Source organism: Glaciimonas soli, assembly GCF_009497155.1.
GTDB lineage: Bacteria > Pseudomonadota > Gammaproteobacteria > Burkholderiales > Burkholderiaceae_D > Glaciimonas > Glaciimonas soli.
On the sequence record NZ_WINI01000008.1, the window covers coordinates 73,929 to 92,409 of the forward strand.

At 55.1% G+C, this 18,481-nt stretch carries 16 protein-coding genes; 4 read left to right on the plus strand and 12 right to left on the minus strand.

Features of this window, described 5'->3' with window-relative positions:
- The first annotated feature begins 21 nt into the window (after positions 1–21).
- Together GEV47_RS15755 and GEV47_RS15760 are read left to right on the plus strand one after the other, a co-directional pair.
- Positions 22–330, plus strand: a complete 309-nt coding sequence (locus tag GEV47_RS15755) for a hypothetical protein (protein ID WP_153235744.1) — start codon at positions 22–24, stop codon at positions 328–330.
- A complete protein-coding gene (locus tag GEV47_RS15760) occupies positions 299–1,384 on the plus strand; it encodes a tyrosine-type recombinase/integrase (RefSeq protein WP_153235745.1) in 1,086 nt (361 codons plus the stop codon). The genes GEV47_RS15755 and GEV47_RS15760 overlap by 32 nt, the downstream gene beginning before the upstream one ends.
- 470 nt (positions 1,385–1,854) lie before the next feature.
- On the opposite strand, the gene rarD is transcribed toward GEV47_RS15760, so the two are convergent.
- Positions 1,855–2,757 carry an EamA family transporter RarD gene (gene rarD, locus GEV47_RS15765; RefSeq protein WP_322741680.1) on the minus strand — a complete coding sequence of 301 codons (903 nt, stop codon included), beginning with the start codon at positions 2,755–2,757 and terminating at the stop codon, positions 1,855–1,857.
- 61 nt (positions 2,758–2,818) lie between these two features.
- On the opposite strand from rarD, the gene GEV47_RS19620 reads away from it, so the two are divergent.
- The gene (locus GEV47_RS19620; RefSeq protein WP_228124749.1) at positions 2,819–3,130 is read left to right on the plus strand and encodes a hypothetical protein; all 312 of its coding nucleotides are present in this window, start codon (positions 2,819–2,821) and stop codon (positions 3,128–3,130) included.
- 133 nt (positions 3,131–3,263) lie between these two features.
- Here the strand turns inward: GEV47_RS19620 and GEV47_RS15775 are convergent, their stop codons facing one another.
- The 5 genes from GEV47_RS15775 to GEV47_RS15795 all read right to left on the minus strand — a co-directional run bounded on the left by GEV47_RS15775 (position 3,264) and on the right by GEV47_RS15795 (position 11,193).
- On the minus strand, positions 3,264–5,126 hold the full coding sequence (locus GEV47_RS15775) for a methyl-accepting chemotaxis protein (RefSeq protein ID WP_153235748.1): 1,863 nt from the start codon (positions 5,124–5,126) through the stop codon (positions 3,264–3,266).
- 477 nt (positions 5,127–5,603) lie between these two features.
- Positions 5,604–6,689 (minus strand): CaiB/BaiF CoA transferase family protein, encoded by a 1,086-nt coding sequence (locus tag GEV47_RS15780; RefSeq protein ID WP_153235749.1) that lies wholly within the window; start codon positions 6,687–6,689, stop codon positions 5,604–5,606.
- 9 nt (positions 6,690–6,698) lie between these two features.
- Positions 6,699–8,819 carry a 3-hydroxyacyl-CoA dehydrogenase NAD-binding domain-containing protein gene (locus tag GEV47_RS15785; protein WP_153235750.1) on the minus strand — a complete coding sequence of 707 codons (2,121 nt, stop codon included), beginning with the start codon at positions 8,817–8,819 and terminating at the stop codon, positions 6,699–6,701.
- Positions 8,820–8,829: 10 nt separating this feature from the next.
- The gene (locus GEV47_RS15790) at positions 8,830–10,035 is read right to left on the minus strand and encodes an acetyl-CoA C-acetyltransferase (protein ID WP_153235751.1); all 1,206 of its coding nucleotides are present in this window, start codon (positions 10,033–10,035) and stop codon (positions 8,830–8,832) included.
- Positions 10,036–10,056: 21 nt separating this feature from the next.
- Positions 10,057–11,193, minus strand: a complete 1,137-nt coding sequence (locus GEV47_RS15795; protein WP_153235752.1) for an acyl-CoA dehydrogenase family protein — start codon at positions 11,191–11,193, stop codon at positions 10,057–10,059.
- 271 nt (positions 11,194–11,464) lie between these two features.
- On the opposite strand from GEV47_RS15795, the gene GEV47_RS15800 reads away from it, so the two are divergent.
- Positions 11,465–12,493, plus strand: a complete 1,029-nt coding sequence (locus GEV47_RS15800) for an AraC family transcriptional regulator (RefSeq protein WP_153235753.1) — start codon at positions 11,465–11,467, stop codon at positions 12,491–12,493.
- A 276-nt stretch (positions 12,494–12,769) separates the two neighbouring features.
- Here GEV47_RS15800 and GEV47_RS15805 read toward each other — a convergent pair whose 3' ends face one another.
- The 6 genes from GEV47_RS15805 to GEV47_RS15830 form a co-directional block, all read right to left on the minus strand.
- Positions 12,770–13,126: a CzcE family metal-binding protein gene (locus GEV47_RS15805; protein ID WP_153235754.1), complete on the minus strand. Its 357-nt coding sequence runs from the start codon at positions 13,124–13,126 to the stop codon at positions 12,770–12,772.
- Positions 13,127–13,610: 484 nt separating this feature from the next.
- Positions 13,611–14,633, minus strand: coding sequence for an SIS domain-containing protein (locus tag GEV47_RS15810; RefSeq protein WP_228124750.1), 1,023 nt, complete (start codon positions 14,631–14,633; stop codon positions 13,611–13,613).
- Positions 14,614–15,720, minus strand: coding sequence for an N-acetylglucosamine-6-phosphate deacetylase (nagA, locus tag GEV47_RS15815; protein WP_153235755.1), 1,107 nt, complete (start codon positions 15,718–15,720; stop codon positions 14,614–14,616). Before nagA ends, GEV47_RS15810 begins: the two co-directional genes overlap by 20 nt.
- 57 nt (positions 15,721–15,777) lie before the next feature.
- On the minus strand, positions 15,778–16,863 hold the full coding sequence (locus GEV47_RS15820) for a sialate O-acetylesterase (protein WP_153235756.1): 1,086 nt from the start codon (positions 16,861–16,863) through the stop codon (positions 15,778–15,780).
- 39 nt (positions 16,864–16,902) lie between these two features.
- Positions 16,903–17,787, minus strand: coding sequence for an ROK family protein (locus tag GEV47_RS15825; protein WP_153235757.1), 885 nt, complete (start codon positions 17,785–17,787; stop codon positions 16,903–16,905).
- Positions 17,788–17,792: 5 nt separating this feature from the next.
- Positions 17,793–18,476 carry an N-acetylmannosamine-6-phosphate 2-epimerase gene (locus tag GEV47_RS15830; protein ID WP_153235758.1) on the minus strand — a complete coding sequence of 228 codons (684 nt, stop codon included), beginning with the start codon at positions 18,474–18,476 and terminating at the stop codon, positions 17,793–17,795.
- Positions 18,477–18,481: the final 5 nt, after the last annotated feature.

Sequence of the window (18,481 nt, forward strand, 5' to 3'; positions counted from 1 at the left end):
GGAAAGTGACAGGGCTATTCCATGACTACTACCGCATCCGTTATCCCAAGCCTATGGCTTACCGCCAATGAAATCGACGATCTCTGTGACGGGTTACGACGTAACCATGACCGCTTGGCGTTTTTGAAGTCGCTCGGCCTATCGGTCAAGGAAAAGCCGAATGGGCATCCCCTGTTGCTTCGCTCCAACGTCGAAATTGTGCTTGGCGGAGTAGCATCGCAAAAAACAGGGCGTTCAAGGCAACCGGGGGAAGCTGTACCGGATCGGGCAGCATTGGTCGAACATCTGAAAGCAAAAAATGGGAAGAAAGAGAAAAAGCAATCCGCTTGATCTACCGCAACGCGTCTATTGGCACCACGGCGCGTTCCGGTATGTACATCGCGATGGTACGTGGGAAGACCTCGGCACCGACGTCGAACGCGCACGCGAGCGCGGCAAGTTGTACAACGACCCCGATGGCCGACACGGCACCATGTCGTATTTCCTCGACCTTTTCATTGCGGTGTGCGACAAGCGCGTGGTCGCAAAGGACCTGGCACAGCGCACTGCGGATGACTATCGGCGCGACGTAGTTCCTTTGAAAAAATACTTGGGTAAACTCTTGCCCACGCAGGTATCGTCAAAAGTCGTGCAGGACTATCTCGATTTGGGTAAAGAACTGAACCGGGCGGTACGTGCCAATCGCGAGCGAGCATGCCTATCAGCGGGCATCTCGTGGATGATCCGCAACGACCACGGTAACATCAACGTCAATCCGTGCATGCGGGCATCCGGCATCAAACGTAATACAGAGACGAAGCGCGAGCGCTATGTCGAAGACGCTGAGTTTAACGGTGTGTACGCCCATGCGCCCATAATGGTCCGTGCGATGATGGACCTTGTGTACAGCACATTGCAGCGGCCGGAGGACATTATCGGATGGGGATCGTGGAACATCAAAAATAAAGACAACGACCGTGTGATTCGTAACAAACAAGGGAAGCGCGGAGCCACCGTTGATATTGCCATCACCCTCGGCCTCGACGCGGTATTGCGCGTGCTCCAAAGCGAGCAAGATAAAGATCCCGTTGAGAAGGTAACCAGTATCTCGCGGCCATTCATCCATACACTGAAAGGTGAACAATACACATACGACGGTCTGTGCTCGATGTTCAGACGCGCGCAAGTAGCCGCGCGCAAAGAAATCCCCACTCTGAAAGATATGCCGCCCTGGGGCTTCTATGACCTCAAAGGTAAAGGTGCAACCGATATGTGGCGATCCGGTGTTCCAATCGAGTTGATTCAGTTGCTGTGCGGGCACAAAGACAAACGCACAACTGAGATTTATATCAAGGCCCGGTGGCGCGAAACTGCGGCGCCGAATGCCGTCCAGATAGGAGCTTGATTTAGGTCAGAAACTGGCAAATAAAAAATTGCTCTGCCCGTGCCAAACATCGAAAAATCAGGTAAAACGAGCTAAATATATTTGCCACGCTCATCTAGAATAGCGTGTGTTCATGCGATTTTCCGAGTAGTTTGAAGGTCGGACTGTTAATCCGCAGGTCCCTGGTTCGAGTCCAGGTCGGGGAGCCAGAACATTAGTAGTAGAGAATCAAGCACTTACGAGAAATCGAAGTGCTTTTTTTTCGCCTATTTATTCCCGACATGACTCAAGAATCGGCTTTTGCCGGAACGGAGCCGAAGGGAAAATATTTGACCAACATTCATTTCCATGATCTGCTTCAAAGCAATAAGTCCGTTGTCGTGATTGAGTGCGCTCGCTTCATTTCGAATGCTGCGCGTACGATTAACTGAAATCCCGTTTATGCATCAGGCAGAATCTGGCCGTTTCTGCGTTGTCGCACGACACGCAAATTAGGTGGCGCGCCGCTCCGTACGCAACAAACGCACGCTGTGCACCGCCGTCAACGCCACCGCACACCAGATCGGAATGTAAGTCGCCAGCTGTCCCGGCGCCATCGACTCGCCAAGGAAAACAATGGCGACGCCAACCAGCAATACCGGTTCAACGTAGCCGAGGATACCGAACAAGGCCATCGGCAACAGCCGGCTGGCGCCCAGATAAGCGCCTAGCGCCACCGTGCTCAACAAACCCAGCCCCGGCAACAAGAATAGCCACATGTCCGGCCTATGGGCGACCACCGACCACGAATCGCGCGCATATAACGTGATTGCTGCTACGGGTAACAGCAAACTCATCTCCAGTGCAAACGCCACCACCGGATCGGCATTGATCTTGCGACGCAGGACAAAGTAAGGCGGATAGCCAAGCGCCACCACCAGAGTGGGCCAGGCAAAACTGCGCGTCAGCCACAATTCGTGCAGCACACCGACCACCGCGCAGGCGACCGCCAGCCATTGGAAGATATCCAACCGCTCGTGGTAGTAGAAGCGGCCGACCAGCACCATCGTCAACGGCAGCAGGAAATAGCCGAGCGAAACTTCCAGCGCGCGGCCATGCAACGGCGCCCAAAGAAAAATCCAGAGCTGCACTCCGAGCAATGCCGCCACTACGGCCAAGGTTGCACAAGTCAAAGGCTCACGGGCGAGACGGCGCAACAAGGCGCGCGCCTGCGGCACACGCTGACGCAGGAACAGCAAGGCCAACGCGCCGGGCAGCGTCCATACCACACGCCATGCAAATATATCGAGGCCGTCAAGCGGCGCCAGCAATTTGGTGTAGCCGGACAATAAAGCGAATAGCATCGAAGCACCGACCGACAAGCTGATGCCGCGCCCTATTTCATGTTGATTTATTGTGTTCATGTTGATTTATTGTGTTCATGTTGATTCATTATGCTCATATTGATTCGTTGCGTTGAACGATCCTGACAACGCCGCGACGGGCAACTACCCCGGCAAGCCAATCACCATTAGCGCCGATCTCATTACGGAAACAGGCACCTTGCGCATTGCGCCGTCGCAAACTGACTGCTGCCAGTCTGCTTGCCGAAGCATGGCAATTATGTCATTTCGCTGGCGAACATGGTGCGTTGACTCGATCAAGAGTGTCACCACTGGCAATGTCGGCATGGATCGCCATCGCCCACCAATGATGCTTTCCCGTCAGGTATGGAACTGCACGCCAAATACATTCAGTTTTCCGAAGGCGGTGGGCCGGGTTATCTGAACATGTCGGTTTGAAAATATCGCACCAACAAGAAATCGTTACCCAGCCACTTCCTCTGCCAGATTAACGCGCCGGATCGATAATAACAGCCCCCAATCCTCCGCCGCGCCGGCTTGATCCCTGCGCTCTTGAGTTATGCGGCGGTTTGCCCATGTGAGTTGTTTGCATTAGTTGTCGCCTTAAATGCAAGCGCGTCATGAGATGCATCAAGCTTGAACATGCTGACGACGTGCGATAAATTGCCCGCTTGTTCTTGCAGCGATGCGGCAGCGGCAGCAGCTTCTTCCACCAGTGCGGCGTTTTGCTGTGTGACCTGATCCATCTGGCCAATCGCCTGGTTGATCTGTTCGATGCCGCTGCTCTGCTCCTGGCTGGCTGCGGCAATCTCGGCCATGATGTCGGTAACCCGTTGCACACTATCGACGACCTGCTCCATGGTCCCACCGGCTTCGGCCACCAGCTTGCTACCGATCCCTACTTTGTCGACCGAATCGCCGATCAGGCCTTTGATTTCCTTGGCCGCCGTGGCGCTGCGCTGGGCCAGATTACGTACCTCGCTTGCCACCACCGCAAAGCCTCTGCCCTGCTCGCCGGCACGCGCCGCCTCTACCGCCGCATTCAAGGCCAGGATATTGGTCTGGAAAGAAATGCCGTCGATCACACCGATAATGTCGACGATTTTCTTGGACGAAGCATTGATCGAGTCCATGGTTTCGACGACTTGCGACACGACCATGCCACCCTTGACTGCCACGCTGGAGGCAGACATGGCGAGTTGATTTGCCTGCCGTGCATTGTCGGCGCTCTGTTTGACTGTGCCGGTAATTTCTTCCATCGACGCGGCGGTCTCTTCCAGTGAGCTGGCTTGCTGTTCGGTGCGCGACGACAGGTCGAGATTGCCTGCGGCGATCTGGAGTGAGGCGACCTTTACCGATTCGCTGCTGCTGCGGATTTGCCCGAGAACTTCGGCGATCTTGTCGACAAACCGGTTGAACGCGCCGGCGATCTGTGCCAGTTCGTCTTTACCTGCTGCATCAAGACGTCGCGTCAGGTCACCATCGCCGGAAGCGATTTCCTGCATCGCATCGCGAATCAGTTCCATGCGCTTAAGTGCCTGCACCACCAGCGAGGTCAGCGCCAGGGCTGCCAGCGCAATGATCACCAGCGCCGTAATGGTTGATGTAATCAGCATTGCGGTTATCGGCTTAGTCGCTTCGACATAGTCCATTGCCACCACCAGCATCCAGTCGGTGCCGGCAATTTTACTCACATATAGTCTGTCGTCGCGATCGTTGAGACGAATATTGCTACCGTCCCTGGCCCGATCAAGAGCTGCCAGTTTTTGCGCCGACAACTCACTATCCAGCTCCGATACCGGCTTCAGGGCCAACTTCGGATTGGAATGGGCGATGATAGTGCCGCTGCTGTCTATCAGGAAGGCAAAACTGGTGGGCGTCGGTTTGATGTCGTTGACGTTGCGAATCACCGAATCCAGCGACACGTCAGCACCGGAGACTGCCTTGACCTGTCCGTTGCCAATTAACGGTTCGGCGAATGTAACCACCAGCTTGCCAGTACTTGCTGCTACATAGGGAGCGGTAAGCACTGGCGCGGCCGCTTGCGAAGCCTTGATATACCAAGGTCGGACCGTGGGATCATAGCCAGGCGCCAGCGTATAGGGTGCCATCATGCGTTTGTCAGGGTAAGCAGTATAGGCACGGTCAAATTCCCCGGCTTTTTGTGCTGCCTTGATAAACGGGATAGGATCGGCCAGGTCGGCCGCCAGATTGATTGAGGAAACGACGGTAGCCTTGGCGTGCACCCAATCCGCGATTTCGGATGCGTTGTCGTCGGCCAGTTGCCGCATTTGCCCGTTGAGCGATTCAAGCGTGTGGCTGCGGGTTGTGATGATGTTGGCTGAAGCCAGAATCGCCAGTGAGAGAACCACAATGGAGACGCAAATGACGATAAGTCGTGTACGAAGAGATGAAAACATTATAGGAGAATCCTGTTTGGAATATTTGCCTGCTAGCAGCAAGGAATGAGAAAGAATTAACGTCAGTCATCTCAGGGTTAAACAGCTGGTAGAAATGCCTGCCTAACTGCTCTAACGGCCAATTTTTTCTTATTTTCAGGGTATCGAAACCGAATACAGGCGATCGCGGGAATGGAGCAGGTTTTTGATCGCGCATTGGTCGATCGGTGAGTCGGTTGGCTGCCTAGCTTCATCCTGCGCGATCATCGCATAGGATGACGCAATACAAGGCTGTGTCGTATTTGTGCCGCAACGAAGTGCACGTCAAATTTGACGTCTCCGTGCGGCATTGGAAATGAAGTGTGGGGCACGTCGTAGACAACTGATCGCTCCGTGTGCACGAGGAGCGGCGAAATCGGTAATCTTTGTTTTGCATTTGGCCTGACATATTCCGGCCGCTTTATAAGGCCGGAATGCCTTGATAAATTGAATAAAGATTTATCGAGCCGCCTTGGTGATTTCCGCCAACACTTGTTCCGTATGCTCGCCGACAGCCGGAATCGGCCGCGTGGTCGCAGCGGGGGCGTTTGAAAAGCGCGGCGCGGGATTGGCCTGCAACAGGCCGTCGTCCTGATTGTAGATGTCGCGTGCGGCGATGTGAGGGTGGCACGCCGCCTCGGATGGCGCCAGCACCGGTGCAAAACAGGCGTCGCTACCTTCCAACAGCGCACACCATTCGTCGCGGGATCTGGTGGCAAATAAGCTGGCCAGCTGCTGCTTCTGTTCCGGCCACTGAACGCTCTTATTCTGACTGACGAAGCGCGCGTCGTTTTCGAGACTCAGCTTTTCCAGCAGCAGTCGATAGAACTTCGGCTCCAATGCGCCGATGGTGATATCGCGCCCGTCGGCGCAACGATAGGTGCTGTACCAATGCGGTCCGTCGAGCAACGACGTGCCGCGCTTTTCGCTACCTAAGCCGCCGCTGGCCAAATCCAGCATGATGTTCATCAGGTGTGCCGAACCGTCGACGACCGCAGCATCGACCACCTGTCCTTGCCCGCTGCTGCGCGCATTCAAAATGCCGGCCAGGATACCGACCGCGAGATACAACGCGCCGCCGCCCAAATCACCGACCAATGTCGGCGGCGCCACTGGCGGCTGACCGGCTTCGCTGGCATACCAGAGCGCGCCCGACAGCGCGATGTAGTTATTGTCATGACCAGCCGCTTGCGCCAGTGGACCGTCCTGTCCCCAGCCAGTCATGCGGCCGTAGATCAAACGCGGGTTGCGCGCCAGACAGACATCGGGACCAAGACCCAGACGTTCCATCACACCAGGACGCATACCTTCGATGAGCGCGTCGGTACTCTCGATCAGGCGCAGCACAGTTTCAATGGACTCTGGTGATTTCAAGTCGAGCGCGATCGAGCGCTTGCCGCGCCGCGTGATCGCCGTCGGCGGGACGTCGCCGGGGCGGTCGACGACGATGACATCAGCACCAAGGTCCGCCAGCAGCATGCCACAGAACGGGCCAGGCCCGATGCCGGCAAATTCGACGATTTTTATGCCTTTGAGTACGGTCATGGCGCTCCCTTATTGGTAGAACCGCTCGCCCTGCTCTGCCATCGTTTTTAACAACGCCGGTGCCGCAAAGCGCGCGCCATACTGTTGCGCCAGACGCTCGCACTGTGCGACAAACTGCGGCACGCCAACCGTCTGCACCCACGACAGCGGCCCGCCACGAAATGCTGGGAAGCCCCAAGCCAGGATCGCACCGACATCGGCATCACGCGCCGTCGTCAACACGCCCTCTTCCATGCAGCGCGCGGTTTCCACCGCTTGCACCGTCATCAGACGTTCGATCAACTGCTGCACGTCCGGCTGATTTGCCGCGCGTGGAAACAGCTCACCCAGCCCACTCCAAAGATGCTTCTTGCCACCCTGCGGATATTCGTAAAAACCCTTGCCCGCCTTCTTGCCGATGCGTCCGATCTCAACCATTTGCGCCGCCACTTCATGACCGGGGCGCGAGTGGTGGTTGGAGCCGAGGTCGGCACGTGTCTGTTTGTCGATCTTGTAGATCAGCTCGCTCGATACTTCGTCGGTCAGCGCCAATGGACCAACCGGCATGCCGGCCATGAGGCCAGCGTTTTCAATCAGCGCCGGCGCAATGCCTTCCTTCAGCATCGCCAAACCTTCCAACACATAGGTCGAAAACACACGGCTGGTATAAAAGCCGCGCGAGTCGTTGACCACGATAGGTGTCATGCCCAGCGCCTTGACCAGATCTAATGAGCGCGCCAGCGTTTCCTGACTGGTTTGCTTGCCGACGATCACTTCAACCAGCGGCATCTTGTCAACCGGCGAGAAGAAATGCAAGCCGATGAAATTGGCCGGACGTGCACTCGCTTCGGCCAAACCCGTGATCGGAAGCGTCGAGGTGTTGGAGGCGAAGATCGCATCAACAGCAATCACGGCCTCGCTCTTCTTCGTCACGTCGGCCTTGATCGCGCGGTCTTCGAACACGGCTTCAATGACGATCTCGACGCCTTGCAGCAACGCATAATCAGTAGTCGGCGTAATCCGGTCGAGCAACGCCTGCGCCTTGTCTTGTACCAGCTGGCCACGTTCGACCTGCTTGGCGACCAACGCTTGCGAGTACGCCTTGCCCTTGTCAGCCGCTTCCTGCGTCATGTCGATCAGCACCACCTGCAAGCCGGCTTTGGCCGCTACGTAGGCGACGCCCGCGCCCATCATACCGGCACCGAGCACGCCGATCTTGCTGTACTTCTGCAACGGCACGCCGGTCGGACGTCCTGCCAGTTTGTTAGCCTCACCCATGCTGAAGAACAGCGTGCGTATCATGTTTTTCGCTTCCGGCGACATCACCGTTTCTACAAAATAGCGTGCCTCGGTCTGCAAGCCGGTGTCGATGTCGGTGATCAAACCTTCATAGATGCAAGACAGGATATTGACTGGTGCCGGGTAATTGCCGAAGGTCTTAGCACGCAGCATTGCGTTACTGACCACGAAGACCTGCTGCACCGCTGGCGACGATACTGCCCCACCCGGAATTTTGTAGCCTTTGATATCCCATGGTTGCTGTTTTTTATCTTGTTGTCCCAACAGCCAATCACGCGCTGCCTGCACTTCGCTGCCAGCAGCGACTACTGCATCAAGTATGCCGAGCTTCAACGCATCGGCCGCATTCAGGCGCTTGCCTTCGAGCAGCAGCGGCAGCGATTTCTGGATGCCAATCAGACGCGGCAGACGTTGTGTGCCGCCGCCGCCCGGCAATAATCCGAGCGTGACTTCGGGCAAGCCGAAGCGCGCTTTCGGGTTGTCGGCCGCAACGCGATAATGGCCAGCCAGCGCCACTTCAAGTCCGCCGCCCAACGTCATGCCGGGCAATGCCATCGCGACCGGCTTGCCGCAAGTTTCAAGCTTGCGTAGCGCGCGGTGCAGTAACATCACCCGTTCGAATAATTCGCTGGCCTGATTTGCCGACAACAGCCATTCGAGATCGCCACCGGCAATGAAGTCGGCCTTGGCGGATGTCATCAGAATGCCTTTGACTGCATCCTCGGATACGACGCGTTCGATCGCAGCAAACAGCGCATCGCAGCTTTCGCCGTTCAAAACGTTCTGACTTCGGCCCGGCATGTTCCAGCTCAGAGTAGCGATGCCTTGTTGGTCAAGTGTAAAGTCGATCATGTCAGTCCTCTCAGATGCGTTCAATAATCGTAGCGGTACCCATTCCGGCTCCGACACACAAGGTGGCAAGGCCGGTGGTGACATTGCGTCTTTCCATTTCGTCGAGCAGGATACCGAGGATCATGGCCCCGGTAGCACCCAACGGATGACCCATCGCAATCGAACCGCCATTGACATTGATCTTGTCGTGCGGAATGGCCAGCACTTCCATGAAACGCAGAACGACCGAGGCAAACGCTTCGTTCAGTTCCCACAGATCGATATCCGACACCGACATACCGGCACGCTTTAACGCCTTTTCTGCGGCATAGCTGGGGCCGGTTAGCATGATCGAAGGCTCCGAGCCGATTGATGCAAAAGAACGGATGCGCGCACGCGGCTTCAATCCGGCGCGTTCACCGGCAGCGCGATTACCGATCAGCACAGCCGCGGCGCCATCGACGATGCCAGAACTGTTGCCGGCATGGTGCACGTGCTGCATCTGCTCGATGTGCGGATAGCGCTGTTTGATTACCGCGTCGAAACCGAAATTCTCCCCCATCTCGGCGAACGCGGGTTTCAATTGCGCCATAGTTTCAAGTGTAGCCTCCGGTCGCAACAGTTCGTCATGGTCGAGTATGGTCATGCCGTTGCGGTCCAGCACAGGCACCACCGTCTTCGCGAAATACCCGGCGTCCCACGCACGCCTGGCGCGCTGCTGGCTTTCGACCGCATAGGCATCGACGTCGCGGCGGCTGTAGTCCCAGATAGTCGCAATTGCATCTGCCGACACACCCTGCGGTACGAAATAGCGTTTGAATGCGCTTTGCGGATCGACTGGCCAGGCACCGCCCGACGAACCCATGGGCACACGCGACATAGATTCAACGCCACCACCTACCACCAGATCGGACTGGCCCGCCATCACTTGTGCAGCCGCCATATTGCAGGCTTCCAGACCGGAGGCACAGAAACGGTTGATTTGCACACCCGCCACACTGTCGGCATAGTCGGCGGCCAACGCTGCCACGCGGGCTATGCACGCGCCCTGCTCACCTACCGGTTCGACACAGCCGAGCACCACATCGTCGATCAAACTGGTGTCGAGGTGATTGCGCGTGCCGAGCGCACGCAATGCGATTTCAGCCAGCCGCAACGGCGTTACACCGTGCAGAGATCCATCCTTCTTGCCCTTGCCGCGCGGAGTGCGAACAGCGTCATAAATATAGGCTTCCATGTGCTTTTCTCCGAATGTGGTTTACAAATTGCGGCTGATCAGTTCTTTCATGATCTCATTGGTGCCGCCGTAAATACGCTGCACGCGGGCATCGGCCCACGCGCGCGTTATCGGGTATTCCCACATATAGCCGTAACCGCCGTGCAGTTGCACACAGCGGTCCAATGCACGGAATTGCATCTCGGTAGTCCAGTACTTCGCCATCGATGCGGTCGCGGCGTCGAGCTTGCCGTCCATCAGCAATTGCAGACAACGATCGACGAATACGCGGCCCATTTCCAACTCGGTGCGGATTTCCGCGAGCGCGTGGGCGACGGTCTGAAATTCGCCGATCGCACGTTTAAATGCTTTGCGTTCGCGAGTGTAGGCGAGCGTCCATGCAAGGCCGGCCTCAACCGCGGCGACTGCGGTGATTGAAATCTGCAGGCGCTCCCACGGCAATTCCTGCATCAGATATCTGAAACCCTGACCTTCTTCACCGAGCAGGTTGGACGCTGGCACGCGCACGTTATCGAAAAACAGCTCGGCCGTATCTTGTGCCTTCATACCGGCCTTCTTCAGGCGCTTGCCCTTGGAAAATCCCTGCATCGAAGTATCGACCAGGAACAGGCTGATCCCTTTCGAACCCGCTGCGGGATCCGTCTTGGCAACGACGATCACGAGGTCGGCGTGCCAGCCGTTGGTAATGAAGGTCTTGGAGCCGTTCAGGACATAGTGCTCACCGTCGCGTACTGCGCTCGTCGTAACGCCTTGCAGGTCGGAACCTGCCCCCGGCTCGGTCATCGCGATTGCGCCTATCATCTCGCCAGTCGCCATCTTAGGCAGGTAGATCGATTTCAGATATTCGCTACCGTAATGTTCAATGTAGGGCGCAACAATTTCCGAGTGCAGGCTGAAACCGAGACCGCTGCAGCCGACACGTGCCTGCTCTTCCATCAGCACCACGCTATATAGCTTGTCACCGCCGGCGCCACCGTACTGTTCCGGCATGCTGGGACACAGGAAACCGGCGGCGCCGGCCTTCAACCAGATTTCGCGATCGACAAATCCCTGCTCCTCCCAACGCTCGTTGTGGGGAACCGCTTCGGTTTCCATAAAGCGGCGCACAGATTCACGCAGCATTTCGTGATCTTCGGTAAATAATGTGCGGGGTATCATGCTTGCACTCCCATCGTGGACGTAACGATTTCAACGTCTCGCGCGTAGTTGTCGGTTTGTTTATGTTTTAGTTTGGTCATGATTAGTCTCCTGATTGTGCTTTATGCTGCATTTCATGCATTAATTGCCAATTCTATCTATATCACTCGCCTTGTCAGATATAACCTGGCAGATCCCAGGAGTCTGTAGAGCATTGAAGTATCACGTATTTTGTACTATCTGCCGTAAAAACGTGATAGCCTAATTTGCCATTTTTATTGCAAAATCTGCCATGCATGTAAAATCCAATGTCATTACGGTTCCCGTGCGCGGCGCACTCGCCTTGATCGATGCGGCGAAAGCGCAAGGGATCGCGCCAGAGCAGTTGCTAAGCCGCGCCGGCATAGACTGCAGCCTTCTCAATATTCCGCGCGCGCGGCTCAGCCTGAAACAGTTTTCCAGACTTTACACCTGCATCATAGACACGCTGGAAGATGAGGGACTTGGTCTTTTCGACTATCCAGTGCGACCGGGCGCAATAGAAACGTTATGTCGTGCCGGCGTTACCACTTCAACCTTTGGTGAGTGTGCGCAGGTTATTGCGAGGGGATGCAATGCGCTACTCGGCGGCTTAAAAGTGGATTGCATCACCGAGAATGGAGAAATTCAAATCAGGTTTAGAGAGCGCCTGCGCGATCATGAAAAAGGCTTGTTGGTATACGAAATCGTTTTGCTGACCATTTATGCGGTCATGTCGTGGCTGGCAGGACAAAAATTGCCTCTGATGAGCGCCGATTTTCCGTGCCCACCTCCTCGACACCAGCTTGAATTGCGTACCTTGCTGGCCGCAACAGCAAGATTCCATCAGCCATGCGGAGCACTGCGCTTTCCGGCGCAAACCAGTACGATTCACATCATCCGCAACGTTCATGAAATACCGCGCTTCATTCGGCGCGCGCCGGCAAGTTTCATTGAGGCGTTGTTAGTGGGCGACTCGCTTGCATCAGATGTCAGGCGCGTTCTGCAGCAAGCCTTGCCCACCCTCTTGTCTTTACCGCAGGTAGCAGAACAGCTCGCTGTATCGCCGCGTACTCTGCATCGCAAGCTGGAAGTCGGCGGAACAAGTTTCCAGCAAATCAAGGATATCCTGCGCTACGATATGGCGCTTCATTTTCTGGCTCGGGAATCAACCCCGCTCAAGCAAATAGCAACCTCTCTTGGTTTTTCGGATCAATCGACTTTTCAGCGCGCTTTTGCGCAATGGACCGGCCTCTCGCCGGGCGAATATCGCAAGCGCACGCAACAGCAAACAGCAGGTTGAGGTTTCGGAGATATTTGATCTGCCATTAAATGAATTAGTCGCTCAAGCGACGTTGGCAGCACCTGTTCAGCGCGACTCCTGGGATGTAAACAAGTTGGTATTCGTGGCAATCACGACGTGCTGCCAATTTTCCCGCGTCTGAAGGAAAGGCTTGAACACGGTGGACAACAATTATCGAGTGGCGAATATGGAAAGCTGACAAACTTAGCAGCGCTATCCGACCACTCGATCAAATCGAAATGGTCGGAATCGCGACCCGATCAAAGATCCATATCCTTATTTGCTATGTCCCATGCCACCCGCATCGCTGCCGCCAAGGTCGTCCGGATTGGTAGCGATATATGCCATCACATGACGGTTCAACACACCTGCCGGCGCAACGCGCGCCAAATCAAAACTCCGTACCGGACCATTGAAAGCCCATCCAAATGTTTTGTCGCCAACGACGAATTTAATCGTCTCACCTCCGACTACGTTGACATATTTGGTATCGGGATTGATCGTGATGGTGCGAGCAGAAGATGGGGCTGATACCGCTTCGCCTAATAAATCCAGGCGAGGTTGAGCTGCGATCGACGACAGGCTGACGGCGACTAGCGTCACGGAAATAACAGTCGAAAGAAATGATTTCATAGGACCTCCTGATTATCAACAATTTCGCCCCAATGGCGAAAAAGTAAGGTGTTTCACTACGATATTTCTTCTTTGTTATAGGACAACTTTACAGAAATTTCTGCGATGTTACATTTTGTTGCAATTATAAAACAAACCGTCGCGAGGTCATAAGATATCTACGTTACGCCCTATGGACTGCGAAGTAATCGACAATAATTTATATAAAAAAAGCGCCCGCTTGGGCGCTCTCTCATATTTGACTAAAACATCAAAAAATTGCAGTGTCGTCGGGAATTACAGTGTCATCAGATGTGCGTCGATCTTAGGACACAAGTCAGAAGACTGACTACCAGCGAAACGCCATTTCAAGCCAGCCATTCATCATCAAAAAAATCTAATTTGTTCAGATTAGAAGTGCCGGAAGGAGTCTTATTAGTGACAGTTCGCGCGCCTGCAAAATGCTGAACTGGCGCGCGACTTTGGTGCTGACTGGCGTTTTACATCAATGTGTTTTGGTTACCTTGGATAGATGACGCGGCGTATCCGGGTCGAATCCTCGTAAGCGGGCCAGCGCTTCAACCATAGGATAGAAACTTTGGATGGCCAGGATAGGATCCAACTCTGGCACGTCGGCGACGATCAATGTCAAGTCGCGTTCGGCCACGTCGTCCGGTGCTGCCAGCAGCACATGAGCACCACGTGCGCGCATTTCCTGCGCGGTCGCAATCAGACTCTCCTGTGCCGGTCCGCGGGTGGCAAATATCAACATCGGGTAACCGTCATCGATTAGCGCCATTGGACCATGCTTCACTTCAGCACTGGAAAACGATTCCGCCTGAATCGCGCAGGTTTCCTTGAATTTCAACGCCGCTTCCATCGCTACCGGATGACTCCATCCACGACCCAGGACCATGATCCTATCGGCACCGCCCAGGATTTCAAGCGCTGCGCTCCAGTCTTGCGTGGCTGCCCGTGTCAATTGTTCGGGCAATTGGGCAAGCGCCGCCAACATGCGTTCGTCGTTTGCCCAATGCGACACCAGTGCGGCACCTGCGGTCAGGCTAGTGATAAAGCTCTTTGTAGCCGCTACACTTTTTTCGGGCCCGGCGGTAAGTGGCAATACCCACTCACTGGCGGCTGCCAATGGTGATGCTGCATCATTCACCATGGCGACGGTGGTCGCACCACCGTCACGCAGATAACGAATCGGACCAAGCAAGTCTGGACTTTGTCCCGATTGCGACACCGCCACAGCTAACACATCATTGGCCTCAATCGGAGAGCGATAAAGTGTGATCAATGACATCGGCAGCGACGTCACTAACTTCCCTAATCGCGCCATCACCAGATAGGCAAAATAAGCCGAAGCATGATCAGAACTGCCACGAGCAATAGTGACGACCGAGCGCGGTGGCTGTGCCCGCAACTTGGCGCCAAGTTGCGCAAAATTGGATGCGTTTTCCTTGAACTGCGTGGCCACTGCCTGCGCCGCTGCGCGTGCCTCATCAAGCATGAGTGATGTCAATTGCTTCTCCTTCTATGTAGACCGATTTAAGATTTAGGTTTTTATCCATGACCACCAGGTCTGCCCAACAATCTGGTGCCAGTTGGCCGCGATTGGTAATGCCGAGAAAGCGTGCCGGGTTAGCGGAAAGGCGATTTGACGCATCATCCACTGTCAAGCCGATGCTGACCAGATTGCGTAAAGCCTGATCCATCGTCAGCGTGCTGCCAGCCAACGTGCCGTCGGCCAATCGAACACCACCTAAACATTTGGTGATGGTCTGGCCGCCCAACAGATAATTGCCATCTGGCATACCGGCAGCAGCAGTTGAGTCGGTGACGCAATACAAGTGAGGAATACAGCGCAGTGCGGCGCGGATTGCGCCCGGATGTACATGCAACAGGTCAGGAATAATCTCGGCAAAGTCGGCATGCCCTAACGCAGCGCCAACCATGCCTGGCTCGCGATGATGCAACGGCGTCATCGCATTGAACAAATGTGCAAAACTGCTGGCTCCGCGATTGAGTGCTTCTACGCCCTGCTCATAACTCCCCAACGTATGTCCCAATTGCACTCTGATACCGTCATTGACCAAATCTTCAATCAACACGGCATGGCCGGATAGCTCCGGTGCAATCGTCACAATTTTCACGGGCACGATTTGATTGTAGCGATGCACTTCTTCGGCTACGCCGTTTTTCGCAAAATTCGGTTGGGCGCCGAGCTTACCCGGATTGATATACGGCCCCTCTAAATGAATACCTAACATCCGTGCACCACCAGCTGTGCGTTGCTCACGCATAGCCGCCAGGTCGTCCAACGCGCGTGTAATTTCACTACCAGGGGCTGTCATGGTAGTTGCCAAAAACGAGGTCGTCCCATGCATCGCGTGCATGCGCGCTACTTTTGCACCGGCACCATTGGCTTCCATAATATCGACGCCGCCACCGCCATGCACATGCAAGTCGATGAATCCGGGCAGGATAAAATCTCCAGCGTTGTCATCTGGATCTGCGGATATGCCGCTAATATGTTTAATACGCTCGTCGAAAGCCAGTTCTCCATGCACCCAGCCATTCGGGGTCAGGATGTTTCCGTTAAGTTGCATGATTATCTTTTTCTCTGGTCAGAATTGGTCTATGGTTTTTCAATGCAATCTCGACAGTCACGCCGGAATCGACGTCAGCAAAACCTCGGCAATCCGTTGCGATACGGTTCCACGGTAGGCCGCGCTGGACCAATGGATATGAATAACTTCAGGCGTTGTGGTGCGACCATCGGTCAATTCTGGCATGGCTTGATGCGAGTAATCCGGGCCATGTGGGTCGCGATAGTGCGTAAGATTTGTCTCCACCGGTTCGCCATTTTCTTGAAAGCGCAAATCCAGAAAGCGCATCTGTTCGGGCCGTTGTTGTGCCAATGTACGGTAGCCATTCATCACGGTGCAATGATCTGGATTCTGCTCATTCCACCAATGTGTCGCCAGCACATTCACCCACGGAAGCTGATGCCAGTTTCCACCGACGAATTGCGTCTTCAAATCATCCAGACTTGCTCCAAGACGATCGACCATTTCAGTAAAACTGGCTTGGTGCCAATCGGCATGCTGTCCACCGACATTGGCGTCGCTTTCGCCTTGTACCCAGACCATACCCAGTAAGCGATTGGCAGGATTGGCTTCCAAGGCAAAGCGTATACGCTGCTGCATGTCCAGATACAACGGTGCAGATGTTCCGGCCCAAGCCATTGCGCCATCTTGTTTGACGTTGGGAATATTGGGGTAGTTGTACACGGCTCGACCAACGCTGGCACCTGGCTGTGTTTTCGCATCGCATCGGGCCGGATCGCGGTAACGCCCCGGTTCACCGACGGTCATGCCGGCACCGCCGTGCGCCTGCGGCAGTAACAAGATGCCGGCATCGTCGGGCAAATAAGGTAACAAGCGCTGCGCAATATAAGTGCCTGGGCCGACGGTGCCGGAACGCCTCAAATCTTGATTGCCATGCAAATTGGCAAAGCGCAAATCCTGTACATGATCGAGTATGTGACCGGCATCCAACCATTTGTTCCAGCGATCCTCATATGCGCCATCAGGGCGCACGCCACGGTAGCGCCCGAGTTGTTTTATTCTGGGCGACATCTGCAGATCTGCTTCCGGCGGCAGTGCTTCACCAAAGCCTTGTGCATTGGATTGCCCTGCAATCACCAACACATACCAGTGAGTGATTTCCTTTTCTGAGCGTACTTGCATCACACTATATTCCTCAAACAAAAACACCTATCAGCGGCATTACGCGTCTTTCGCGTTTGCCCATTGCATGATGCCAACGAGACCTGCATCCGGTCCCAATATGGCGGCGCTAACCGGTACCTGCATCAAATTCGGAGCGCGTGCCAACGCAAGTTGAATCCGCTGCAACATACCATCAGCCAGGCCAACGCTGCCGCCGATCACAATCTCGGACAAATCAATTGTCATGTGCACATTACTGATTGCTTCGGCCACAGCCATTGCGGCATTGTTGATGATCGCTTCTGCCTTGGTATCGGTCAACGCCAGCTCGAACAGCTCGGCGCTGTTCATGGCGCGACCAAACATGGCACTGGCCTGCCGTCCTAGCGCAGTACCGGATGCGATTTTTTCCAGACAGGAATGCCGGCCACAACCGCAGCCCAGGTCGCCATCAGTCGGCTGGCGCGAAACGGTTGCATGACCAACGTGGCCAGCCAGTCCATGTGGGCCGATACGCAATTTCCGGTCCAATACCAATCCACCGCCAACACCTGTGGAGAGTGTGATGAACAATAAATTGTCAGGAGAGTTCTCTGATGCAGATTGACGGACTTGATATTCGCCCCAAGCCGCAGCCTGACCGTCATTCATCAAAATCAGCGGACACGCAAAGCGTTCAGCAAGACGCTCGGCTAGCGGAAAGCCATCCCAAAAGGCAATGATGTTCTGATTGACCGAATGCACTTTGCCATCATTGATAAACCCGGTTGCCGCCACTGCCACCTGTTGTGGCGCCGGCCATCCCAGCACCAGTTGGGCAATGGCTGCCATAAAACCAATTGGGTCCGGCGCCATTGGCTGTTGGCGGCGTTCGAGAACTTTTCCGTTCTCTACCCATGCGGCGGCAATTTTGGTTCCGCCGATATCGATTGCGATCAGCATGCCAATTAATCCCGGATCACGGCTTGATTCATCGATTCAATAAACCATAGCGTAATGTGTTCGATACGGGTAATTGCCGATCCGACCGTCACGGAAAATGCGCCATGACGCAATGCATCGGCGGCTTCTGCCGCAGTGCGAATACGACCTTCTGCCACCACCTTTGCACCAGAAGCCGATAAGCTGCGCACCAGCGCCAGATTGGGCACATCCGCAGGCTGATCGGCCGTTTCATCGGTGTAGCCAGAAAGCGTGGTGCCGATCAAATCGCAACCCAGTGCCAGTGCCGCCAAACCATCAGCTTCAGTCGAGCAATCGGCCATGGCCAAGCGCCCTGCTTTGTGTACGGCTTGCAGCAAGCTCGCCACACTGGCAGGGCGAGTGCGGTCGGTGCCGTCGAAAGCAATGATCGCCGCACCAGCATGTATCAAATCTTCTACGTCTTGCAGATAAGGCGTAATACGTACCGGGCTATCGGCCAAATCACGCTTCACAATGCCGATGACAGGTACTTTGACGGCGGCAACGACAGCACGCACATTGTCGGCCCCTTCGATACGCAAACCACCTGCTCCAGCCGCGACTGCCGCACAGGCCATGGCAACGATGATGTCCTGCCTATCCATTGGACTATCCGGCACAGGCTGGCACGATACGACGAGTTGATTTTTAAGTTGTTCGATATTCATATGAG

Excerpts from the sequence above, each read along its gene's own strand:
- GEV47_RS15790 (WP_153235751.1), bottom strand. The coding sequence starts at position 10,035 with ATGGAAGCCTATATTTATGACGCTGTTCGCACTCCGCGCGGCAAGGGC.
- GEV47_RS15830 (WP_153235758.1), bottom strand. The coding sequence starts at position 18,476 with ATGAATATCGAACAACTTAAAAATCAACTCGTCGTATCGTGCCAGCCT.
- GEV47_RS15805 (WP_153235754.1), bottom strand. The coding sequence starts at position 13,126 with ATGAAATCATTTCTTTCGACTGTTATTTCCGTGACGCTAGTCGCCGTC.
- GEV47_RS15760 (WP_153235745.1), top strand. The coding sequence starts at position 299 with ATGGGAAGAAAGAGAAAAAGCAATCCGCTTGATCTACCGCAACGCGTC.
- GEV47_RS15755 (WP_153235744.1), top strand. The coding sequence starts at position 22 with ATGACTACTACCGCATCCGTTATCCCAAGCCTATGGCTTACCGCCAAT.
- GEV47_RS15795 (WP_153235752.1), bottom strand. The coding sequence starts at position 11,193 with ATGATACCCCGCACATTATTTACCGAAGATCACGAAATGCTGCGTGAA.
- GEV47_RS15775 (WP_153235748.1), bottom strand. The coding sequence starts at position 5,126 with ATGTTTTCATCTCTTCGTACACGACTTATCGTCATTTGCGTCTCCATT.
- GEV47_RS15820 (WP_153235756.1), bottom strand. The coding sequence starts at position 16,863 with ATGCAAGTACGCTCAGAAAAGGAAATCACTCACTGGTATGTGTTGGTG.
- GEV47_RS15785 (WP_153235750.1), bottom strand. The coding sequence starts at position 8,819 with ATGATCGACTTTACACTTGACCAACAAGGCATCGCTACTCTGAGCTGG.
- nagA (WP_153235755.1), bottom strand. The coding sequence starts at position 15,720 with ATGCAACTTAACGGAAACATCCTGACCCCGAATGGCTGGGTGCATGGA.
- GEV47_RS15825 (WP_153235757.1), bottom strand. The coding sequence starts at position 17,787 with ATGCTGATCGCAATCGATATCGGCGGAACCAAAATTGCCGCCGCATGG.
- GEV47_RS15780 (WP_153235749.1), bottom strand. The coding sequence starts at position 6,689 with ATGACCGTACTCAAAGGCATAAAAATCGTCGAATTTGCCGGCATCGGG.
- GEV47_RS15800 (WP_153235753.1), top strand. The coding sequence starts at position 11,465 with ATGCATGTAAAATCCAATGTCATTACGGTTCCCGTGCGCGGCGCACTC.